Annotated in this window: 10 protein-coding genes; 5 read left to right on the top strand and 5 right to left on the bottom strand. The window is 45.7% G+C overall.

Features of this window, described 5'->3' with window-relative positions; translation table 11 throughout:
• The first annotated feature begins 150 nt into the window (after positions 1 to 150).
• Both K6V26_RS20470 and K6V26_RS20465 read left to right on the top strand, forming a co-directional pair.
• The gene (locus K6V26_RS20470) at positions 151 to 3,036 is read left to right on the top strand and encodes a sugar phosphate isomerase/epimerase family protein (RefSeq protein WP_224263704.1); all 2,886 of its coding nucleotides are present in this window, start codon (positions 151 to 153) and stop codon (positions 3,034 to 3,036) included.
• A gap of 6 nt (positions 3,037 to 3,042) precedes the next feature.
• Positions 3,043 to 6,504 (top strand): SUMF1/EgtB/PvdO family nonheme iron enzyme, encoded by a 3,462-nt coding sequence (locus K6V26_RS20465; RefSeq protein ID WP_224263703.1) that lies wholly within the window; start codon positions 3,043 to 3,045, stop codon positions 6,502 to 6,504.
• Between the two features lie 146 nt (positions 6,505 to 6,650).
• On the opposite strand, the gene K6V26_RS20460 is transcribed toward K6V26_RS20465, so the two are convergent.
• Positions 6,651 to 7,607: a nitrilase family protein gene (locus K6V26_RS20460; protein WP_007655830.1), complete on the bottom strand. Its 957-nt coding sequence runs from the start codon at positions 7,605 to 7,607 to the stop codon at positions 6,651 to 6,653.
• Positions 7,608 to 7,646: 39 nt separating this feature from the next.
• Positions 7,647 to 8,345: an SIR2 family NAD-dependent protein deacylase gene (locus K6V26_RS20455; RefSeq protein WP_007655829.1), complete on the bottom strand. Its 699-nt coding sequence runs from the start codon at positions 8,343 to 8,345 to the stop codon at positions 7,647 to 7,649.
• Between the two features lie 484 nt (positions 8,346 to 8,829).
• Between K6V26_RS20455 and K6V26_RS20450 the strand changes: the two genes are divergently transcribed.
• From K6V26_RS20450 to K6V26_RS20440, 3 genes are all read left to right on the top strand, one after another.
• Positions 8,830 to 12,102, top strand: coding sequence for a SusC/RagA family TonB-linked outer membrane protein (locus K6V26_RS20450; protein WP_195586140.1), 3,273 nt, complete (start codon positions 8,830 to 8,832; stop codon positions 12,100 to 12,102).
• Positions 12,103 to 12,116: 14 nt separating this feature from the next.
• Entirely contained in the window at positions 12,117 to 14,168 is a 2,052-nt protein-coding gene (locus K6V26_RS20445) for a RagB/SusD family nutrient uptake outer membrane protein (RefSeq protein WP_195586141.1), read from the top strand.
• Between the two features lie 381 nt (positions 14,169 to 14,549).
• On the top strand, positions 14,550 to 14,999 hold the full coding sequence (locus K6V26_RS20440; protein WP_224263702.1) for a hypothetical protein: 450 nt from the start codon (positions 14,550 to 14,552) through the stop codon (positions 14,997 to 14,999).
• 845 nt (positions 15,000 to 15,844) lie between these two features.
• Here K6V26_RS20440 and K6V26_RS20435 read toward each other — a convergent pair.
• From K6V26_RS20435 to K6V26_RS20425, 3 genes are all read right to left on the bottom strand, one after another.
• A complete protein-coding gene (locus tag K6V26_RS20435; RefSeq protein WP_224263701.1) occupies positions 15,845 to 17,314 on the bottom strand; it encodes a glycoside hydrolase family 125 protein in 1,470 nt (489 codons plus the stop codon).
• Positions 17,315 to 17,331: 17 nt separating this feature from the next.
• Positions 17,332 to 18,516 (bottom strand): glycoside hydrolase family 76 protein, encoded by a 1,185-nt coding sequence (locus tag K6V26_RS20430; RefSeq protein ID WP_224263700.1) that lies wholly within the window; start codon positions 18,514 to 18,516, stop codon positions 17,332 to 17,334.
• A 320-nt stretch (positions 18,517 to 18,836) separates the two neighbouring features.
• Entirely contained in the window at positions 18,837 to 20,435 is a 1,599-nt protein-coding gene (locus K6V26_RS20425) for a DUF4832 domain-containing protein (RefSeq protein WP_224263699.1), read from the bottom strand.
• Positions 20,436 to 20,492: the final 57 nt, after the last annotated feature.

The raw sequence follows: 20,492 nt of genomic DNA, 5'->3' as shown, positions 1-20,492 counted from the left end.
GGCATAAATAGATCCTATTTCGTAGATTATTAACTTTTTTATGAACGAAAAGTAACATAATCTCAAAATATAAATGCATCTTTGTTGCGATAAGAAATGATCGGCTTATCAGTTGTCGGCTTGTTAACGCAACAACAATAATAAATACTTATGAAAAAGATTCTTATACTTATTGTTTTGTTGGGATTACTGTATCCTGACCGACCGCTTGCACAGAATAGTATCAAGCTGTATCCTTATCAAATGATCCCGTCTCATCATCCCGATTACCTGCGTCATCATGTGAAATCGCCGGATGCTTCTTTCTTTCATGACAAAATTCAATTTATAGCACTTCGTGACCTTTCCGGAGATTATAAACAAAAACTCGATCAGTGGGTGGATAAGGATAAGCTCGGGGATATTTTGTGGGTTTCCTATCCGCTGGTTTTTCAGGATAATCTGAAAGAGGTCGTTGCCGAGATAAAGAAAAGAAACCTGTATCTGTTTGACCTTTGGGGATATATCCCGGGTTCGGGGCCTGGCGGATATTGGACGCAGTTCGTTATTCCCGACGGCGTACTCGATCTTTTCGAGAAAGAACTGGGCGACCGTTGGCTGGGTATGGATAACGGTGAACAGGACGGTCGGTATGTCGGTAGTTTTGCTCCGCGAATGTATCCGTTGGGTGCAGACCGCAAACAACAATACTTTAACTTCCAGCGTCATTTCCAGGAAATGGGCGATCAGCTGGGGAATAAAATGGCAACTCTTGTCTCCCTGAACTTTGGACATTATTTCCTGAAAGAAGGAGTTTATACATTGATAGGGGCGGAAACGGCCCAGGGATTGCCTAACTCGCAGATTTATTATTCCTTTATCCGCGGAGCCGGTAAGCAATATGGCGTTAACTGGTTTGGTAATGCTTCCGTATGGAACCGTTGGGGATATAAGACATATGATTCGAATGCTACCGGTATAGATGATGACTACAACAGTGGCGGCCCGTTGAAAGGGACCTCGCTCGGATTGCTGAAACGGTTGATCTATACTCATTTGATGTACGATTGTGTGGCTGTCGGTTTCGAAGGGTCCATGCGGATAGACGACAAGAAGCTGAGTCCTATCGGCAAGATACAGCAGAGTGCGGTTAAATGGGTAGATAAATACGGTGATCCGGGTGTGATGTATACACCGGTTGCTTTGATGACCGATTTCTTTTCCGGCTGGTCTTTCCCGCGTCATCTATATTCCAGGCAGGCCTATAAAGTATGGGGGAATCTGCCGTATGAGTTGCCGGATTATCTGACGGACGGGATACTCGATATTTTATATCCCGGCTATCAGGATGCTTCCTATTATAAAGATGAAAGAGGGTTTATTGCCCCTAATCCTTATGGCGATATTGCCGATTGTCTGATGAGTGATGCGCCTCAATGGGTTTTGCAGCAGTATCCGGTACTGGTCATTGCCGATGAGCTTCGTCCGGGAAAAGAAATCAACGATAAACTGGAAACTTATGTGAATGAAGGAGGACATCTGATTATCACTGCCGGTTCACTGAAAAACATGCCGGACGGAATTGCCGGTGTCCGTGCCGGAAACAAAACGACCGTGTGCTCAGGTCCGGTGACTTACAAAGGACAGTCGTTAAGCGAACGTGTTCCTTATACGTTGGCTGAGTTGATTTATCCGGCATCTGCGACAATCCTGCAAAAATCTAACGAACTGCCGGCCGCTATCGAGTTGAATACCGGAAAAGGAAAGATTACTGTTATCGCATCACCTTACGGTGTTACCGAACAACCGCAATGTGAACTTCCTGTCAAGGTGAAGGAAGAAATGCCGCTGGATAAACCTTACCCGATATTAAATCATGTGAAAGCATTGATGGGAGATATTTTCTCTTCCGTACAACTGTTCGAAACCAACCCGGAACTGAGCCTTGTAACCTGTTCCAGAGGCAATGGCGAATATACTGTTCTGATATCCAACGAACATTGGACACCGAAGGAGTTTTCCATCCGGACAAAGACCGGAAAGATTGTTTCTATCAAAGAATTACCGACAGACTGTTCGGAAATGAAAGCCGTTGGATATACGCCTAAAGTGGCTGTGAATACCTCCTTCGGTAAAAATACCTCCAATACGATTGCTGGCGGTAATGTGCGCGTTTTCCGTGTCCGGTTGAATGATGAAGCGGATATAACCGTTATGCCGGAAAGTACCCCGGTACCGAATGTTACGGGGCGTTCGCTTGTTTTACGCAATATCTCGGATGTAAAGGAAGAGATTTTGTCGCGTCCGACTTTCTTCGAACATTATGACCGTGTGGTGATTGACTGGCGTTATCTGAATAATAAGGAAAAAGAAACGTTGAAGCATGAATCCGGTTGGTTGGGACGCCAGAAATTGAAAATAACGGTAGATTTGACTTCCGGATTGAATCTGTATCCTGATTTGAGGATCGTAAATAATGATCCTCCTTTCTATCAGAAGAGCATGGATATCATGAAGCGTGTTATTGATAAGATGGAAATATTGGGTGCCGATGAATTATTGATTTCTACCCAGCGGACCATTGAAAATAATTATACGATGGAACAGTTCTATGCTTCTTTGAAAGAATCGTTCCAGGTTCTGTCTGATTATGCTGCGGAAAAGAATATCCGGTTGGTATTGCGGCAAGCCGTTTCCCGTACCCCGGATACCATAGAGGGGTTGCAGAAACTGGTGAATGAGGTGAACCGTCCGAACTTTACCCTGGCTCCGGCTTTATCTTTGTTGTTGAACGATGAAGCGAACCTGGACGGTAATCTTTCCCGATTGAAACAGATGGATATAAAGGATCTTCTTATTTCCGTCCCTGAAAAAGATATTCACAATCAATTATGGAATACGAATGCTCCGCTTTATAAATCCGGGCAGACAGAAACTATACGTAAGATATTATCTGCATTCCCAGATGCGCATTATATTATGGATGGTCTGTATAATTCGCAGGATGAAGAATATCTGGACGGAAAAGAATTAGACAAACTTGTTACTAAAAAATAATCGCCTATGTGGAAGAAATTATTGATTACAGGATGTATGGCTTTCTGTCTGTTAGGAGGAAGCGCATTATCTGCACAACCGAGTTGTGAGACAAAGGAAGAAGTTACGTCCGAACAGCTTAACAGGACGAAGAAAGGCCTGGACGCTATGATGAAAGAGTTGAAGAACAACTCCTGGTATCAGTTTGAATTGAATAAGGTAGCATCGTTGGCTACATCGTCCGAACAGATGCAGGCTTATAAGAGCTTGGCCGGTCGTTTGATTTCCGTACTGGAAATACAGGCCGAACTGGAATGGATGAAACCGGAAGCTATTCAGGAGGCTTTGGGTATCATGAAAAAGAGTTCGGGCTTTGATGCAAATCTGGCCGAAAAACGTTTCAATGAATTGAAGTCTCTGCTGTCCGGAGGTTTTGCCGGAATCTATACCGGAGATCAACAAGCACTCGACAAGGCTAATAAGGCGTTGGCTCTGAAACGCGAGTTGATGCTGATGAGCCCGGATGTGAATGTCGATAAGATGTTGACCGTTAAATTCAATCTTGGAGAACGGGCCAACTTTGTCGGAGCCGGAAGCCTGGGTATCCAGCCGAACAACTGGTCGAATCTTAGCTCTGCCAGCCGTAAGAATTTTAAAGCGGAACTGGTGGAATTGTCCGGCCTGAAAAGCGGAAACCTTCAGGAAAAGACGGTTTATAAACCGGCAGTAGACGGTTCCTCCGTGACCGACCTGGTGTTGAACTGGGATGGGAAACGCTTGATGTTTACAGCATTGGATACGACACGTAGATGGCAGGTGCACGAAATCAATCTGGAAGGCGGCAATGCCCGGCAGGTAACCAACATTCCGGAGCCTGACCTGGAGTTCTTTGATGCGACCTATCTGCCCGATGGACGTATGCTGGCGATCTCCAATATCGGTTATCAAGGCGTACCTTGTGTAAACGGTAGTGATGCGGTGGGTAATATGGTTTTATATGATCCCAGTAACGGTGACCTGCGCCGTCTGACATTCGACCAGGATGCGAACTGGCATCCGGTAGTGATGGCAAACGGTAAGGTGATGTATGTCCGTTGGGAATATACGGATTTGACTCACTATTTCTCCCGTATCGTGATGCATATGAATCCGGACGGAACCGAACAGAAATCGTTATATGGTAGCGGTTCCATGTTCCCGAACAGTATCTTCGACGTGCAGCCGCTGCCGAAGCGGACGAACCGTTTTGTCGGTGTTATCTCCGGTCACCACGGGGTAGCCCGTTCCGGCCGTCTGATGATTTTCGATCCGGCAAAGAGCCGTAAGGAAGAGAAAGGTATGATACAGGAATTGCCGTTTCGTGGCCGTCCGATTATTCCGGAGGTAAAAGATGAACTGGTAAACGGTGTGTGGCCGCAATTCATCAAACCGTATCCGCTGACCGACGAGACTTTCCTGGTAACGGCCAAACTGTCTCCGTACAGCCGTTGGGGAATCTATCTGGTGGATATTTATGATAACCTGACATTAGTTGCCAATGCCGACGATGCCGGTATGATCTATTCCGTTCCGGTGAAAAGTACTCCGGTTCCTCCGGCAATCCCGGATCGTATCAAACCGAATGAAAAGGAAGCGACTGTCTTTATCCAGGATATTTATGAGGGGGAAGGACTGAGAGGCGTTCCCCGCGGACAGATCAAGTCATTCCGTGTCTATGCGTATGAATATGCTTATCGCAGAACGCTGTCCGACCATTATAATCACGGTATCCAGGCCGGATGGGATATCAAGCGTCTGCTGGGAACCGTTCCGGTAGAAGAGGATGGCTCTGCTATCTTTAAGATTCCGGCCAATACGCCTGTCTCCCTCCAACCGCTCGATGCGGACGGACGTGCCGTACAATGGATGCGTAGCTGGCTGACCGGTATGCCGGGCGAAGTGGTATCCTGTGTGGGCTGCCATGAAGATCAGAACACCATTCCGGTTCCGAAAAGGGTTGCTGCATCTACCCGTAAGCCGCATGAATTGAAGATTGCCGATGGTGGTGTCCGTTCTTATACCTTTAAATATGAGATACAACCGATTCTCGACCGTGCCTGTGTGGCTTGCCATGACGGAAGCAAAGCCGGCCGGCCGAACTTTAAAGACACGACCTCGGTCGGTATAACCGACTGGAGCGGTACGCGTTATTTCCAGAAGAGTTATCTGGCTTTCCATCCGTACGTAAACCGTCAGGGACCGGAAGCGGATATGTATGTGATGACTCCCTACGAATATCATGCTTCTACCAGCGAGATCGTTCGTATGTTGGAACGTGGCCATTATAATGTGAAATTGACTGATAACGAATGGGATCATCTCACGATGTGGATCGATATGAACGCTCCGGGACGTGGCGAATTTGATGCTGATCCGTTGAATGGATACGAACAGTACGGCCGTCGCCTTGAACTGACCAATAAGTATGCGAACGGTGCCGGTGCCGACTGGCGCAAGGAGCTGGCTGATTATGCAAGTTTGCTGAAAAGCAAGGGAGAGATCAAACCCGAATTGCCGGAAAAGGTTGCTCCTGTCAAGCATAAAGAGGTAAAGATGAAAGGCTGGCCTTTGTCTACCGACGATATTCAGAAGATGTTGTCGAAAGAAAAATCGTTACGCAAGGAAATAGAGGTTGCCGATGGTGTGAAGATCGCCTTTGTCCGTGTTCCGGCAGGTAAATTCGTAATGGGTACGAACGACGGTTATCCCGACCAGGCTCCTGAATTTAAGGCAGAAGTGAAGAAAGGCTTCTGGATGTCTGAAAAGGAACTGACCAATGAGCAGTATAATGCACTGGTTCCCGACCACGACAGCCGTATCTACGCACAGTTCTGGAAAGACCATACGACTCCCGGTTATCCGGCAAATAAACCGAACCAACCGGTCATTCGTGTAAGTTATGAGGAAGCAGTGAATTATTGCCGGATGCTTTCAGAAAAGACCGGCCTGAACGTGCAGCTTCCTACCGAAGTCCAGTGGGAATGGGCTTGCCGTGGTGGTAGTGACCAGCCTTTCTGGTATGGTGCTATGGACGCAAACTTCGGACCGTATGAGAACCTGGCCGATGTACAGTTGGAAAAGATGGCCGTTACAGGTATCGATCCCCAACCGATGGAGAAGGATAATCCCTGGTTCCCGTATTATAACTATATGCCGAAGGTTGATACGGTCAACGACGGTCTGATGATCCCGACGGAAGAATATACCTATAAGGCAAATCCGTTCGGCCTGATCAACATGCACGGAAACTTACAGGAATGGACCCGTTCGATCTATGCTCCGTATCCTTATAATGACAAATCTCAGGAAACCCTGGAAGCTAAACAGGTAGTTGCCCGTGGCGGTTCCTGGGTAGACCGTCCGAAAGATGCAACGGCAACAGCGCGCCGTGCTTATCTGCCCTGGCAGAAAGTGAATAATGTAGGGCTTCGCCTGATCATTGAGGATTGAAAACCGGATCTATGTAAATGATCATTGTTCTTACAAAAAATACTACTTATCAATAGGTGAAATGAAAACTTATTGATGAGTAGTATTATACTTTGGAAAACTGGAGGGTCGAGTCAAATATGCACTAAGTTAATTTTGCCAATGGGTTATTCATTGGTTGTCCCTGTTAGCCATGCGACTTTTTGGCAGGATTCATGCGGCTGCCCTATTATATCCGCATAGAGTTCCGGACGACGGGCGTTCCGGTAACGATATCCTCCAGCTAGTTTTAACTTTTCGGGGATAGCTGTAGCTATCACGAAATCATCTCCTAATTTACGGCATTCTGCCAATATATCGCCAAAAGGATCCAAAATCATTGAGCAGCCGTTCTTGATCTCATTATAATCATGCCCGATCGGATTAGAGAATACCACATAAATCGCATTGTCATAAGCACGGGCGGGAAGCCACTTCATGAGCCAGGCTCGTCCTTTCAAACCATCGAACTCCTGTCGTAAGGTAGTAGGGTTGTTCTCCCTGTTTTCCCACAAAGCGGGATTGATTAAGCCGGCTCCAGGACGAGGGGATGGAGTACACATTGTCACGTGGGGCATGAAAATAATATCCGCTCCCAATAGGGTAGTGGCACGTACATTTTCTATGATATTATTATCGTAGCAAATCAATATGCCGCATTTCCATCCTTTAATATCGAACAGTACATATTGGTCACCCGGTAAGATATGCGGATTGATGAACGGATGTAACTTGCGATACTTCGCCTTTAAGCCTTGCCCATCCACGCATACTTGCGCCTTATAAATACGATCCCCGTCTCGTTCGAAGAAACCGGCCAATAGCGTGATGTTAAACTCCTTCGCGATGGCAATCAAGGTTTGCGTGCTTTCCCCTGTAGGAACTGGTTCGGCGATAGCCAGTAATTCTTCATAAGACAAATCCTTGGCGAATGTATATCCGCAAACCGAGCATTCGTGAAATGCTACCACATCCGCTCCCTCAACTGACGCTTTCCGGCACATATCCCGGATGACAGAAAGATTATACATTTTATCGTTATCCCGTGTCTCAAATTGTACGGTGGCGATTTTTAATGGTTCCATGATTTTTGTTTTAAGTTTTGCAAAGATAGTGAACTTCAATCATGTAGTACTAAACTTTAGTATTTTACTAAGCTCTTTAACTCCTTCCGAAGCACCGGACTTTATAAAGTGGATATCGTTGCGGTAGGTATTCACCTCTTTCGGGTCTATCAGGTAGATCGGTTGACCGCGGCGTACGTAATTCAGTAGTCCGGCAGCCGGATAGACGTTGAGGGAGGTGCCGATGATGACGAAAATGTCGCATGATTCTACCATACGTATGGCCGGGTCGATCATTGGAACCGCTTCACCGAACCAGACAATGAACGGACGAAGCTGTACACCGTGCGGGTCTTTGTCTCCGATATGGATATCCGGATTCTCGGGTGACAAGTCGTAAGTCGTATTCAGGTCGCGGACGGAACAGGATTTCATCAGTTCGCCATGCAGATGGATCACATCGCTGCTGCCGGCCTGTTCGTGCAGGTTATCGATATTTTGTGTAATGATATGAACGTCAAAGTCCTTTTCCAATTCAGCCAGTCCGATATGTCCTGCGTTGGGCTTGGTGTTGAGCAATTCCCTGCGTCGCTGGTTGTAGAAGTTGAGGACCAGTTCAGGGTTGGCGGCAAAGCCTTCGGGGGTTGCTACATCTTCCACCCGGTATTTTTCCCAGAGACCGTCGGAGTCACGAAAGGTCGAAATGCCACTTTCGGCGCTCATGCCGGCGCCGGTCAGTACGACTAATTTCTTTTTCATAAGGCTATTGTGTTTTAAGTTTAGCAAAGATAGGTAAATAATAAGAGATACTGTTATGAATTAGAAACAAATATTTCCGGTGTATTCTGTGGGATCGGTTGTTTTTTCGGGAGTAAAGCGAGGTGTTATTATTTGTATAAATTACATAGTTCTGCTGGAACTAGGATGAATAAATCGTTGCAAATATATAAACAAATACAATACAAACAAATTTTAACCTGGATTTTTGCAATTTATTTAATAAATACCAAAATGTATTATCAAAGTATAGCCTTGATGGGGAGGTGTTATTGAAATTATTCACTCGTGTATCCCTGTACATACCTTAAAAATCCTAGTTCCAGCAGAACTCTGTTGCTTTTTGTTCTTGTAAAATTGATTGATAAAAATTTATTACTGGTTAGGGTGTGATAATATCAAGTTTGATGTGATGATATTTTTAGATCTAAAATGTTGATAAATGAACAATTAATTATTTAAATTCATGAAAAAACTGTTATGTTTATCGAATGCAAATAATGCTACGCTCCTGAAAATCCCAAAACAAGCAGGCATTATCACCAGCATTTTACTGGCTTTTTCTCCGGTAATGAGTGCTAACGGAAATCCGGTAGCGGAGCCGGAAATTGTGGTACAGGTTTCTCAGCAATCTTCGACAGTAAAAGGTGTTGTAGAGGATGATATGGGTCCTGTAGTAGGAGCAACGGTAGTTGTGAAAGGAACTACGAACGGTACGGTAACCGATATGGACGGCAACTTTTCTTTACCCGGGGTGAAAGAGGGTAGCATATTGGTCGTTTCGTATGTCGGTTATCTCTCTCTGGAAATTACTTACACCGGACAATCCTCTCTCCGGATTCAGCTGAAAGAAGACTCGAAACAGCTGGATGAAGTGGTAGTTGTGGGGTATGGCTCACAGAAAAAAGTGAATCTGACAGGATCTGTCAGTACGGTAGATTCCAAGGTCCTTGAATCTCGCCCGGTTCAGAACGTATCGCAGGCACTTCAAGGCGTTATCCCCGGTTTGAATATGTCGGTAGGCAGTAGCGGAGGTATGCTGGATGGATCACTGAATATTAATATCCGTGGCGGAGGTACGATCGGTCAGGGATCGAGCGGAAGTCCGTTGGTACTGGTTGATGGTATCGAAGGGGATATGAATACCGTGAATCCGAATGATATTGAAAATATCAGTGTCTTGAAGGATGCAGCTTCGTCTTCCATCTATGGAGCACGTGCCTCATTCGGTGTGATCCTTATTACGACCAAAAGCGGTAAATCCGGTAAGACCCGGGTGAATTACTCGGGCAACGTACGTTTCTCCGATGCTGTCCAAGTGCCGGAGATGGTCGATTCTTATTCATTTGCCCAATATTGGAATAGGGCAAATACGAATGGGGGAGGAAATCCGATATTCAATGACGACGCCATGAAAAACATCAAGGATTATATGGACGGTAAGTTCACCGACCCTACCAAACCTGAATACTATGGTACTGTTGCCGGATCTGATGGTAAATGGAATAACTATGGAGGCGCTTTTGCCAACACGGATTGGTTTGCCGAGTTCTATCGTGACTGGGTGCCTTCTACGGAACATAATCTTAGCCTGAGTGGTGGTACTGATAAGTTGACCTATATGCTCAGTGGTAGTTTCCTTGACCAGACCGGCTTGCTAAAGCATGGCGATGACAAGTTCAACCGTTATACAATGAATGCAAAGATTTCGGCAAAACTGGCCGACTGGGTCACTGTAAACTACACCGGCAAATGGACGCGTGAAGATTATCATCGCCCGACCTATCTGACGGGCTTATTCTTCCATAATATTGCACGCCGCTGGCCGACCTGTCCGGTTGTCGATCCGAACGGGCATTATCAGCGGGATATGGAAATTGTCCAGCTGGAAGACGGAGGAAAGCAAACCAGCCAGAAGAACTGGTATACCCAGCAGTTGCAGGCTATTTTCGAACCTGTTAAAGACTGGCGTATCGTTGCTGAAGGCAGTATGCGTTCTTACTACCGTAAACAGAGCTGGGCGGTATTGCCTATTTATGCGTACGATGCCAAAAATGAACCGTATCTTCTTTCCTGGAACGGTGGTGCAGCCGGCTACTCGGAAGTATCGGATTCACGTGAGGATGAAGACTACTTCTCTACCAATATTTATTCGGATTATACCAAATCGCTGGGCAATCATAACTTTAAAGTAATGGCCGGTTTCAATGCCGAACTTTACCGTCCGAGCGGATTGAATGGCTTCGGTACGGATCTGATCTCTGCGGATGTCCCGTCGCTCGGCCTGACACAGGATAATAAGAAAGCTAGTTCCTGGGCACGTGAACGGGCCATTGCCGGTTTCTTCGGACGTATTAACTACAATTATGCCGACCGTTACATGCTGGAAGCCAATCTGCGTTACGATGGTTCTTCCCGTTTTATCGGCGATCAGCGCTGGGGCCTTTTCCCTTCCTTCTCGGCAGGTTGGAATATAGCTCGCGAAGCATTCTTCGAACCCCTGAACAGTGTAGTCGGAACATTGAAGGTAAGAGCATCCTGGGGACAGCTCGGTAATAACAATACGGACAGTACCGATGCCTGGTATCCGTTCTATCAGAACATGCCGACCGGCACGGCTTCTTCCAGTTGGCTGATAAACGGTACCCAGCAGAATGTGGCCGGCCTTCCGGGCATCGTCAGCAGTCTGATGACCTGGGAAACGATCGAATCATGGAATGTCGGTTTCGACTGGGGATTGTTCGACAATCGCCTGACCGGTTCATTCGATTATTACAACCGTTATACATATGATATGATCGGGCCGGCTCCTCTGTTGCCTTCCGTTTTGGGAGCCAATGCTCCGCAGATCAACAACTGCGATATGAAGTCGTATGGATGGGAACTGGAAATGTCATGGAGAGACCGTATTCAGAAATTCGACTATGGTGTTCGTCTGGTAGTATCCGACAACTTGCGTAAGATACTCAGGTATCCGAATGAAACAATGGCCCTGAGTACGTATTATAAAGGACAGATCCTGGGGGATATCTGGGGATACCAGACGGTCGGGATCGCACAAAGCCAGGAAGAGATGGACAAACATCTTGCCAACGGCGGTACGCCTAACTGGGGAACAAGCTGGGGACCGGGCGATATCATGTATGCCAATACCGATGGTAAAGACGGTGTAGACAGCGGAGCCAATACGCTCGACGATCATGGGGACATGAAGATCATCGGAAATAACACGCCACGCTATAACTTCGGTCTGACATTGGACGGAGCCTGGAACGGACTCGACTTCTCTATTTTCCTGCAAGGTATCATGAAAAGAGATTATATGCTGGGTGGCCCGTATTTCTGGGGAGCACAAGGCGGCGAATGGCAATCCTGCGCTTTCAGCGAACATATGGATTACTGGCGTCCGGAAGGCGACCCGTTAGGAGCCAACACCGGAGCTTACTATCCGAAACCCTATTTCAATACCGACAAGAACCAGCGTACCCAGACCCGCTATTTGCAAAACGCAGCTTATATACGTTTGAAGAATATGCAGGTCGGATATACCTTACCGAGAATATGGACGCAAAAAGCAGGAATGGAATCGGTACGTATTTATGTTTCCGGTGACAACTTGCTGACTTTATCTGATATCAGCGGCGTATTCGATCCTGAATTGCTGGGCAGCGACTGGGGAGACGGTAAACTCTATCCTTTGCAGAAAACTATTTCAATCGGTTTAAATGTAAACTTTTAATTCATTGAATGAATATGAGACTAAAATTAAAACATATATATGTCGGCGCATTGATCGGTATGGGCGGATTGGCGATGACATCCTGTAACGACTTTCTGGAACGCGCTCCGATCAGCCAGATAACCCCGGAATCTTATTTCACAACAGTGGATCAGGTGGGTAATTATGTGCTTAACTATTACGATTCCCAGCTCGAAAATTCCAACGGAACCAAGATGTATCATCAAACGTCCTGGAATTCCGGCGTGCAACGTAATGATGCCAATACCGATAACCTGCTGACGGACGAAGGCAACCTTAATTATTTTGCCGGAAACTGGCAGGTGTCGGCCGGTAAGACCACACAAGGCTTGTTATCCCGCGTCCGTGTATGGAATTATCTGTTTGAAGAGGTGCTTCCTAAAGAAGAGGCCGGAACGATCCAGGGGGCGAGCGATCTGCTTAGCCATTATATCGGGGAGGCCTATTTTTTCCGTGCATTGAGTTATTACGTAGCCCTTGTGAAATACGGTGATTTCCCGATCGTGGAAGAAGTACTGCCCGACCAGAGCGACGTGCTTGTCGAACACAGCAAACGAGCACCCCGCAATGAAGTGGCCCGTTTTATCCTGAAAGACCTCGATGAGGCGATCTCCCGTCTTAAAGATCATGGATTTCAAATGAACCAGCGTATCAATAAACAAACAGCGCTACTGCTGAAATCGAGAGTAGCCCTCTTTGAAGCTACTTTCGAAAAATACCACCAGGGTACGGGCCGTGTACCGGGCGATGCAAACTGGCCGGGAGCTAAGATGGACTATAACAGCGGTAAATCGTTCGATATACCCGGCGAAATAGACTTTTTCCTGACTCAGGCTATGGATGCTGCGTCAGCAGTAGCCGATCAGGCCACGCTGACGGATAACTCCCATGTGATGAACCCCGTTTACGGACAAGTATACGGCTGGAATCCTTATTTCGAAATGTTCAGCACGCCGGATGCGTCAGGGATTAACGAGGTGTTGCTATGGAAGCAGTATAATAAGGGATTGAGCATTTCCCATTGTGTACCCATCCGTTTGCAGGTAGGTGACCGCACCGGAATGACCCGTGCACTGGTTAATACTTTCCTGATGAAGAACGGGCTGCCCATTTATGCTGCCGGTTCGGGTTATCACGGAGACGTCACCGTATCGCAGGAGAAAAAAGACCGTGACGAACGCCTGCAACTGTTTGTCTGGGGAGAAGAAGACGTACAGCGCAGTGATACGAAAGACCCTGCAATAGCCGATACCGGTGTCGTAGTGCACATGGAAAATTTCCGTATCATTTCAGATGCCGAACAAAACCGGGATATCACCGGATACCGTCCGCGCAAAGCTTACACATACGATTACGACCAGAACAGGAATGACGAATTGCTGGGAAGTAACGGTTGTGTTATTTTCAGGGCTACGGAAGCCTATCTGAACTATATGGAAGCATGCTATGAGAAAAACGGTTCGCTCGATGGCAAAGCGCAAGGGTATTGGAAAGCTATCCGCCGCCGTGCCGGTGTTGATGAGGATTTCTCAAAAACCATTGGTGCAACCAATCTGGGCAACGAAAATGACCTGGCCGTTTATTCCGGCGATCAGTTGGTGGATCCGACACTTTATAATATCCGTCGCGAACGTCGTTGCGAATTTAATGGCGAAGGCATGCGTTGGGACGACCTGATCCGGTGGCGTGCCTGGGATCAGTTGCTTACGAAGCCTTATATCATTGAAGGTGTGAACTTCTGGGATGCCGCTTACCTGAAATATACAAAAACGGTAGACGGTGTAGAAGTTTCGGCAGTAGTTGCCGACGGCACGACTGAGGCAAATGTTTCGCGGAAAGAAGATAGTAAATATTTGCGTCCGCTACGCAGGACCAGTATCAACAACCAGCTTTACGATGGACTGACCTGGCGAAAGGCATTTTACCTTAGTCCGATCGGTTTGCAGGATATGCAGCTTGCCGCCACCAATCCGGAAGATATAAACACCACGGTAATGTATCAGAATCCGTATTGGCCGATGGCACCTGGTAAAGCACTGGAATAATACTGAATATTTAAAGAGTACATACAGTTAACTGAATTGATGGTTAACAAGGTAGGGGAAGAGAGTTCGGGAGAATATTCTTCCCCTTTTTGATGAATCTCTATTTATTTCGACTTGCCTATGATTTTTGACGTGTTTTTTATTGCATCCTTTAATTATTATCGTACATTTGCTGTGCATTTCATTCCAAAAGGTGGGGAAACCTGCCAATTCCCGTGGCGGGCATTTTTATGTCCGCTTACGATCATTCTATATGGCGGTTCCGTACCCCCGTGTGGAATATTAATGTATCTACTGCCTTTTGGGGTGAAATGCAACGGGACAGGCGGAACCGCTCTTATATTCAGAAAATCTTCGCCTTCACATCTAATATTAATAGGTATGGACACAGAATTTTTAACTGCCCAACAAAGTGAAGACCTGCAAAGGTTAAGTGGAAACCCCTCTCCTTTTTCTGAAGAAGAACTAAAAGATTTTTACCTCAAACTGGCCCGTCTGATCAATCCGGGCGCATGTTCCTCTAAACGCACCGACTTTGAAGTATTGAGCATACTAAGCAAAGACCTGAAGAGAAATCTCGGATTTTTATGTAAGTATACGCAACACTCCTGGGATGAAGGATTGTTAGAAATACAAATGGCCTGTGGAGTTTATTCCGTACAGGACAGTATCCCCAAAACGCAGCGATTAGAAATGAATACTTCCCTGGGAAGACATTTACAATTTCTTGCCCGGATGGCATCCAGCTGTTCAGTTGCAAGAAAGATGCATGCGGAATATACCCGGCATTTTATTAATGTAGAATACCTGCTAAGGCAAATGGGGAAATGATAAAGAGGCTGATTCAAGACAGTATCTTTATCATCTGAAGTTTTTCTGTTTTTTTCCTTCATTTGTTCATATAGGAGTTACTGTGCAGATGATTAATGGTTTGTAGATGAACATAATGAAGGATATCATCCTGTAGCATCTATATAATTCAAATTTTCCATGTAATAAATGAATAAAGGAAATTTTCTGTATATCAACAAAAGAGTAAGTCATATGTTGTAAGCATTTATCTTATTATTCTTTAGTTCAAAAGTCATGTCCGATTTCTTGTCCGTCAATTGTCAAACGCTTGTTCGACTAATATCGGATAAGCGTCCGACATATATCGAACAAGCGTTTGACGAATGACGGACAAGAACGGATACAGCACTTTTGATCTAAAAGTATATCAGTCCCACTCTACCTGTACACTAATAAAGAGATAAGATATACCTTTGGATTTGCCGGTATCCAATGGTTGTTCATGATGAAGTGATAGGGAAGAAATAGAGATGTTTACATCGATTCAATTACAAATTATATCGGATCCTTCATTGTATTCATTTTGTGTTCTTTGATTTATAAACTCTATATGTTATAGATGAAGGAATGAAGAAAAAAAACGGAAAAACTTTTATTGGGAGAGTCTGCAATCAGTTTTGTTTTATTTACTGGCATTAATACATCTCTTATCCCCTTTCAAAGAGAAGAAATAGGTACAACTAGTCATATTCACAGATGGTTCACTTCTTATCAGAATTGAGCTATTTATAGTGACTGGTTGTACCTGTCTCCCCTCTCAAGAGGGGAATTGGTTACTCCCGTCGCTATAAACTGATAGCTCAATTATTTCTATATTGACTCAATCATCCCAAATTATTCAATATATCCGTTTTACCTTCCTGTACCAGGCGGTAAATCATTTCGCCGAACAAGGTGTTAACCCAGGCGAACCAGGAGCGGGTGAACTTCTTTGGATCGTCTTTGTGGAATGATTCGTGCATGAAACCGGTGTCGCCGTCCGTATCACGGAGCATTTTTACACAGTGGCGTATTTCTTCGTTGTCGTTGGTCGTATTGCATCGCATGATGATACTCATCGGCCAGATAAAGTCGAAACCGATGTGCGGACCGCCGATACCTTCGCCTGCCTTGCCTTTATAGAAGTAGGGGTTCAGCGGACTCAGAACCAGTTTGCGGGTATTCTGGTAGACCGGATCGTTTACATCGACACATCCCAGGTAGGGCATAGCCAACAAACTGGGGACATTGGCATCGTCCATGAAAACGTGGTTATAGAAACCGTCTGCCTCGAAAGCATATACCTTTCCGAATTCGGGGTGTTCTACAATACCGTATTTCTCGATGGCGGCAGCTACTTCGTCGGCCAATGAGTCGCACTGGCGGGCAAAGTCGTTATCCTTTTTGATGTCGCGCATCATCTCTGCCAACTGGCGGAGTGAAGTGACGGCAAACATATTCGACGGGATCAGGAAACCGAACAAAGTCGCATCGTCAGACGGGCGGAAAGAGGAGACGATCAATCCGACAGGGTTTACCGGACTACCGTAACCGTCGTTCAGCAAGGTGTCTCCCTGGCGGTCTGTCTTACGGGAGAAACGATACGGACCGAGTCCATCCTTACGTTGTTGTTCAATGAACGTTTTATAGACGGTTTTCATTGCTTTCTCCCACTCGGCATCGAAAGGAGAGGTGTCGCCGGTCTTTTTCCAGAAGTGATAAGCCAGGCGGATGGGGTAACAGAGCGAGTCGATCTCCCATTTGCGTTCGTGAAGTTCCGGTTTCATCTCCGTACGGTCACTTTCCCATTCGCTGCCTGTCGGGCCTTCGTTGAAACCGTTGGCATACGGGTCGATGTTGATACACCAGGTCTGGCGGTTGATAACACCTGCCAGCATTGTCTTTACTTTCGGGTCTTCATTTGCAAAAATGATATGCGGAAAAACCTGTGCGGATGAGTCACGGAGCCACATCGCATGGATATCACCTGTAAGGACGAATGTGTCAGGCTTGCCGTTTACCATTTTATGCTCACAGGTTGTGTCGAGTGTGTTTGGAAAACAGTTCTCAAACATCCAGGCCAGCTTCGGATCTTTCAGTTTGGCTTTTGTCGTCTGGATTGCCTTTTCGACGGCGGCAGAAGTAAACTGGCGTTTTTCCGGTGCCGGACGTTGGCAAGTATACTGTAATGTGTTAGACACGAGAGGTGCGCCCGGTGTAGCCGATTCTGCCAAATGAGCAAATGATTTTTGCCCGACCAACAGACCTGCCAGAGACAAACCTCCGGATTTTAGAAAGTTTCTACGTGTAGTCATGGGTTTATATATTTTATTTATTGAATGTTACTTGTTTCAGCAAAAAGCTCGATCATACAGGCATTGTCCAGTAGCCACTTGAACTTTTTGTTGTCGGTCCCTGCCCAGTCATTTCCCAGGAATCCGTTTTCGTCGCGGGTATATTCCCAGGCGTAATGGGCATTGTCCGCCATTGTTCTGACATATTTATAATCGTTGTCTATCTCCGCCAAAGCAAGGAGACCGCGTAATAAAATGACATTGAACCATGGATTTGTGGGGTAAAAGTAAGCATCTTTTCCGTTAATCCCTGTACGTTTCCCTAAAAAATGCTTGTAAGCGCCTTTTGCAGTGTTCTTTGCGTCTGCCAGATAAGTCTCGTCCGAGGTCGTCTGGTAGAGGAGTACGCCTGCCTGGATCATTTGTCCGCTGTTGTAGGTGAATTTGGCTTTACCGATTGTTTGATCGAGTCCGATGTTGTCCCAATATACCGAATCGGCAGGGTCGCACAGGTTCTTCTTTGTCCAGTTATATGTTTCGATGGCCTGGTCGAGGTACTTTTGTTCTTTCGTCAGGTTATACAGTTTCATGCACAAGACGGTTGCCGGGGCATTGGAGCAGGTGTTTTTAGAGGTCTTTTTCTGTTCGCACCAGTAGATGCCGCCTCCCAGCGCATCGTCCCATCCGCTGTATATATATTCGTGCAACACTTTTGCTTTCAGGAGATATTGCTGGTCTTTGGTGAGGGCATACAAATCGCAGAAGTCGATGGCCAGCCAGTCATTATCATCGTAAAAGCGGTCGCTTTCACCATTGAATCTCGGATAGCTTTGATAACAGTGCGGGGTACGTGTATTATCCCAATACAGATCCAGTCCCGGGATAATACGTTTTTCCAGTATTTCCAGATATTTCTTATCTCCGGTAACGTCATAGAGGGAGATACAACCCGACAGCATACCGGAGTAAGGCCATAGGAAAGAGACTTCCTGGTTCTTTTTCTGTTCGCTCCCTTCGGCAAGGTAAGTGACCTGGTTTTCCGGGTTTACCGGATAGGTCTCGGAAAGAAGGCCGTACTTTTCGACGTTATACTTTGTCAGGATGTTGGTTAATAAGGAATCTGCGATAGCTACATTCCTGTTTTCACCGGGAAGATGTTGTCCGGTGCACGCACAAAAACACAATGCGAGCAGGCAACAATTAAGAATTGATTTAGTATTCATGGTCTACAATAATTGAATTAAGAATGAAAGGTGCAAATATAATATTTTTCTTTAGTTATTGAATTATAAAAGAGGCAGGTAAAAAACTAGAAATTGTTTTGAGTTTATTGTTTGGTTCCAATGTAGGAATAATTGAGTTATCCCGTTCCCGTGCTTGACACGGGATCGCAAGGGGACAGACTGTATCCTGTATGTATTTTTTGATACCGCCAGTTCTCTTGCGGCCCCGTGTCAAGCACGGGGACAAGATAGCTCACTTTTGACAATAAATAAATCAAATAATAAATTCAAAGCAGTTTCTAATCCGACCGGCGAATAGATCAGTGGTGTATTATATCTAATGACGTTAAGATGTTGATGCCATATTTGTTGTCGGGCGAACTCCACCATTCCGTATCTCCGTTGGCACAACGGATGGCATAGCGGTTGTTATATTTCAGGCGTTCGGAGCCATCAGGAATCCAGAGACCTAGCCGGTATTTTCCTGTTTTCAGGTTTTCCGGAATAATAAATTGTCCTTTGATGGCATGAAGCAAAGGTTTACATTCCGGATCTTTGGGCTGGTATGGTTGGAAGTCGTGAACGTTCGTCTCCGTCAGAAATTCCGTGATCCGGTTTTGTTCATCGATCAGTACAAAATAAACGGGATGCTCATTGAATAAGGTGGAAAAACCTCTGTTAATCAGGGAGAGGTCCAGTGAGATTTCTTTTCCGGCTGCCGGGTTGCCGTTTATTTTGAGTTGTTGCAGTTCCAGCCGGTAACCCAGATGATCCCGGATATAATCGAATACGTTTCGTGTAGCCGGACTTCCGTCCTGATTTTTAAAGTATTTGTCGGAAACGGGCATATGGTTTTCAGACAAGAATGTTTCTTCCACAGGCGTTTCTTTCCAGTACATCATTGAATATTTATCTTTAGTTCCTTTCTCCTTGTAATTATGGATGGCACTGAGCGAGGTATAATGTTGCAGGAAAAGCTGTCTGGCGGTCGCTTTGCCGTCGATAACCCATCCGGCTTCCGGGTTGTCGGGGTCTTCGTTCATGCTCCAGGTGCCCCAGGGGAGTTCTCCGTCTATAATTAAATAAGGACTTTCTTCAACGATCTGGTTGAAGTAGGGAGTCCCTTCGTGCATGCCTCCGTCCCATTGATGAGGTTTTATTACGATAAAATCATCATGGAAAGAGATTCGGTTGTATGATTGGTCTTCCTTGTTGATCAGGTTTTTATATTCGGGAACTCTTACCTGTACCATTCTGTTCTCCGGAGTCATCCAGACTATCTTTTCCAGGATGGTACGTTTGCTGTCGTTTGTTTTTTCCAGTCCGTGGAATGAACTGTGCCATTCGCCCCATGCGCCGATGAATCCGGCTTGAACAACTTGGATGACATCTGTGTTTTGTGCAAGGAATGGCTTCAGTTGTTCCATATGGCGGAGTACATCTTCCAGGGTAGGACCAGTTCCCGCCCTTCCCATAAAGGCGGTTTCATAAGCGAACCGCAACACTGCTTTTTTACCTGATTCCCTTAGTTTATTGAAATAGGTGTCCATTGTGGCAAAAGCATCTTCAGACAGTTCCTTTCCAGCAAATCCGGTGAGATAAAAATAACTCTGGACCAGGCTGATACTGTCTGATGCATACATAGCGGATTCTGATTCTAAATGACTGGTTATATCAGGGAATTGTTTAGGATTCCAGACATCTTTCCGACCGGCAATATCGACTGCTATTTCTAACCGTAAACCTCTTTCCGGATTGTACAGACCTTCCTGTCCGGCAGGGTCGTCGGCATAGATGCCGCGGAAGGTGATTGTCTTTGCTTTTTCGTTGCCTTTGTCCGGATTATTTCCGTGTATACAATTGGCAAAGCAAAAGAATAACCCTGATAGAATAAGAATAAAGCATTTTTTTTGTTTCATGAGATATGATTTAAGAGAGAATAAGCCCTATACTAATAATATAACTAGTATAAGGCT

The organism is Parabacteroides goldsteinii (assembly GCF_020091425.1).
GTDB lineage: Bacteria > Bacteroidota > Bacteroidia > Bacteroidales > Tannerellaceae > Parabacteroides > Parabacteroides goldsteinii.
The sequence above is the reverse complement of the archived record's forward strand: the minus strand, read 5'-3'. Positions and strand labels throughout refer to the sequence as shown.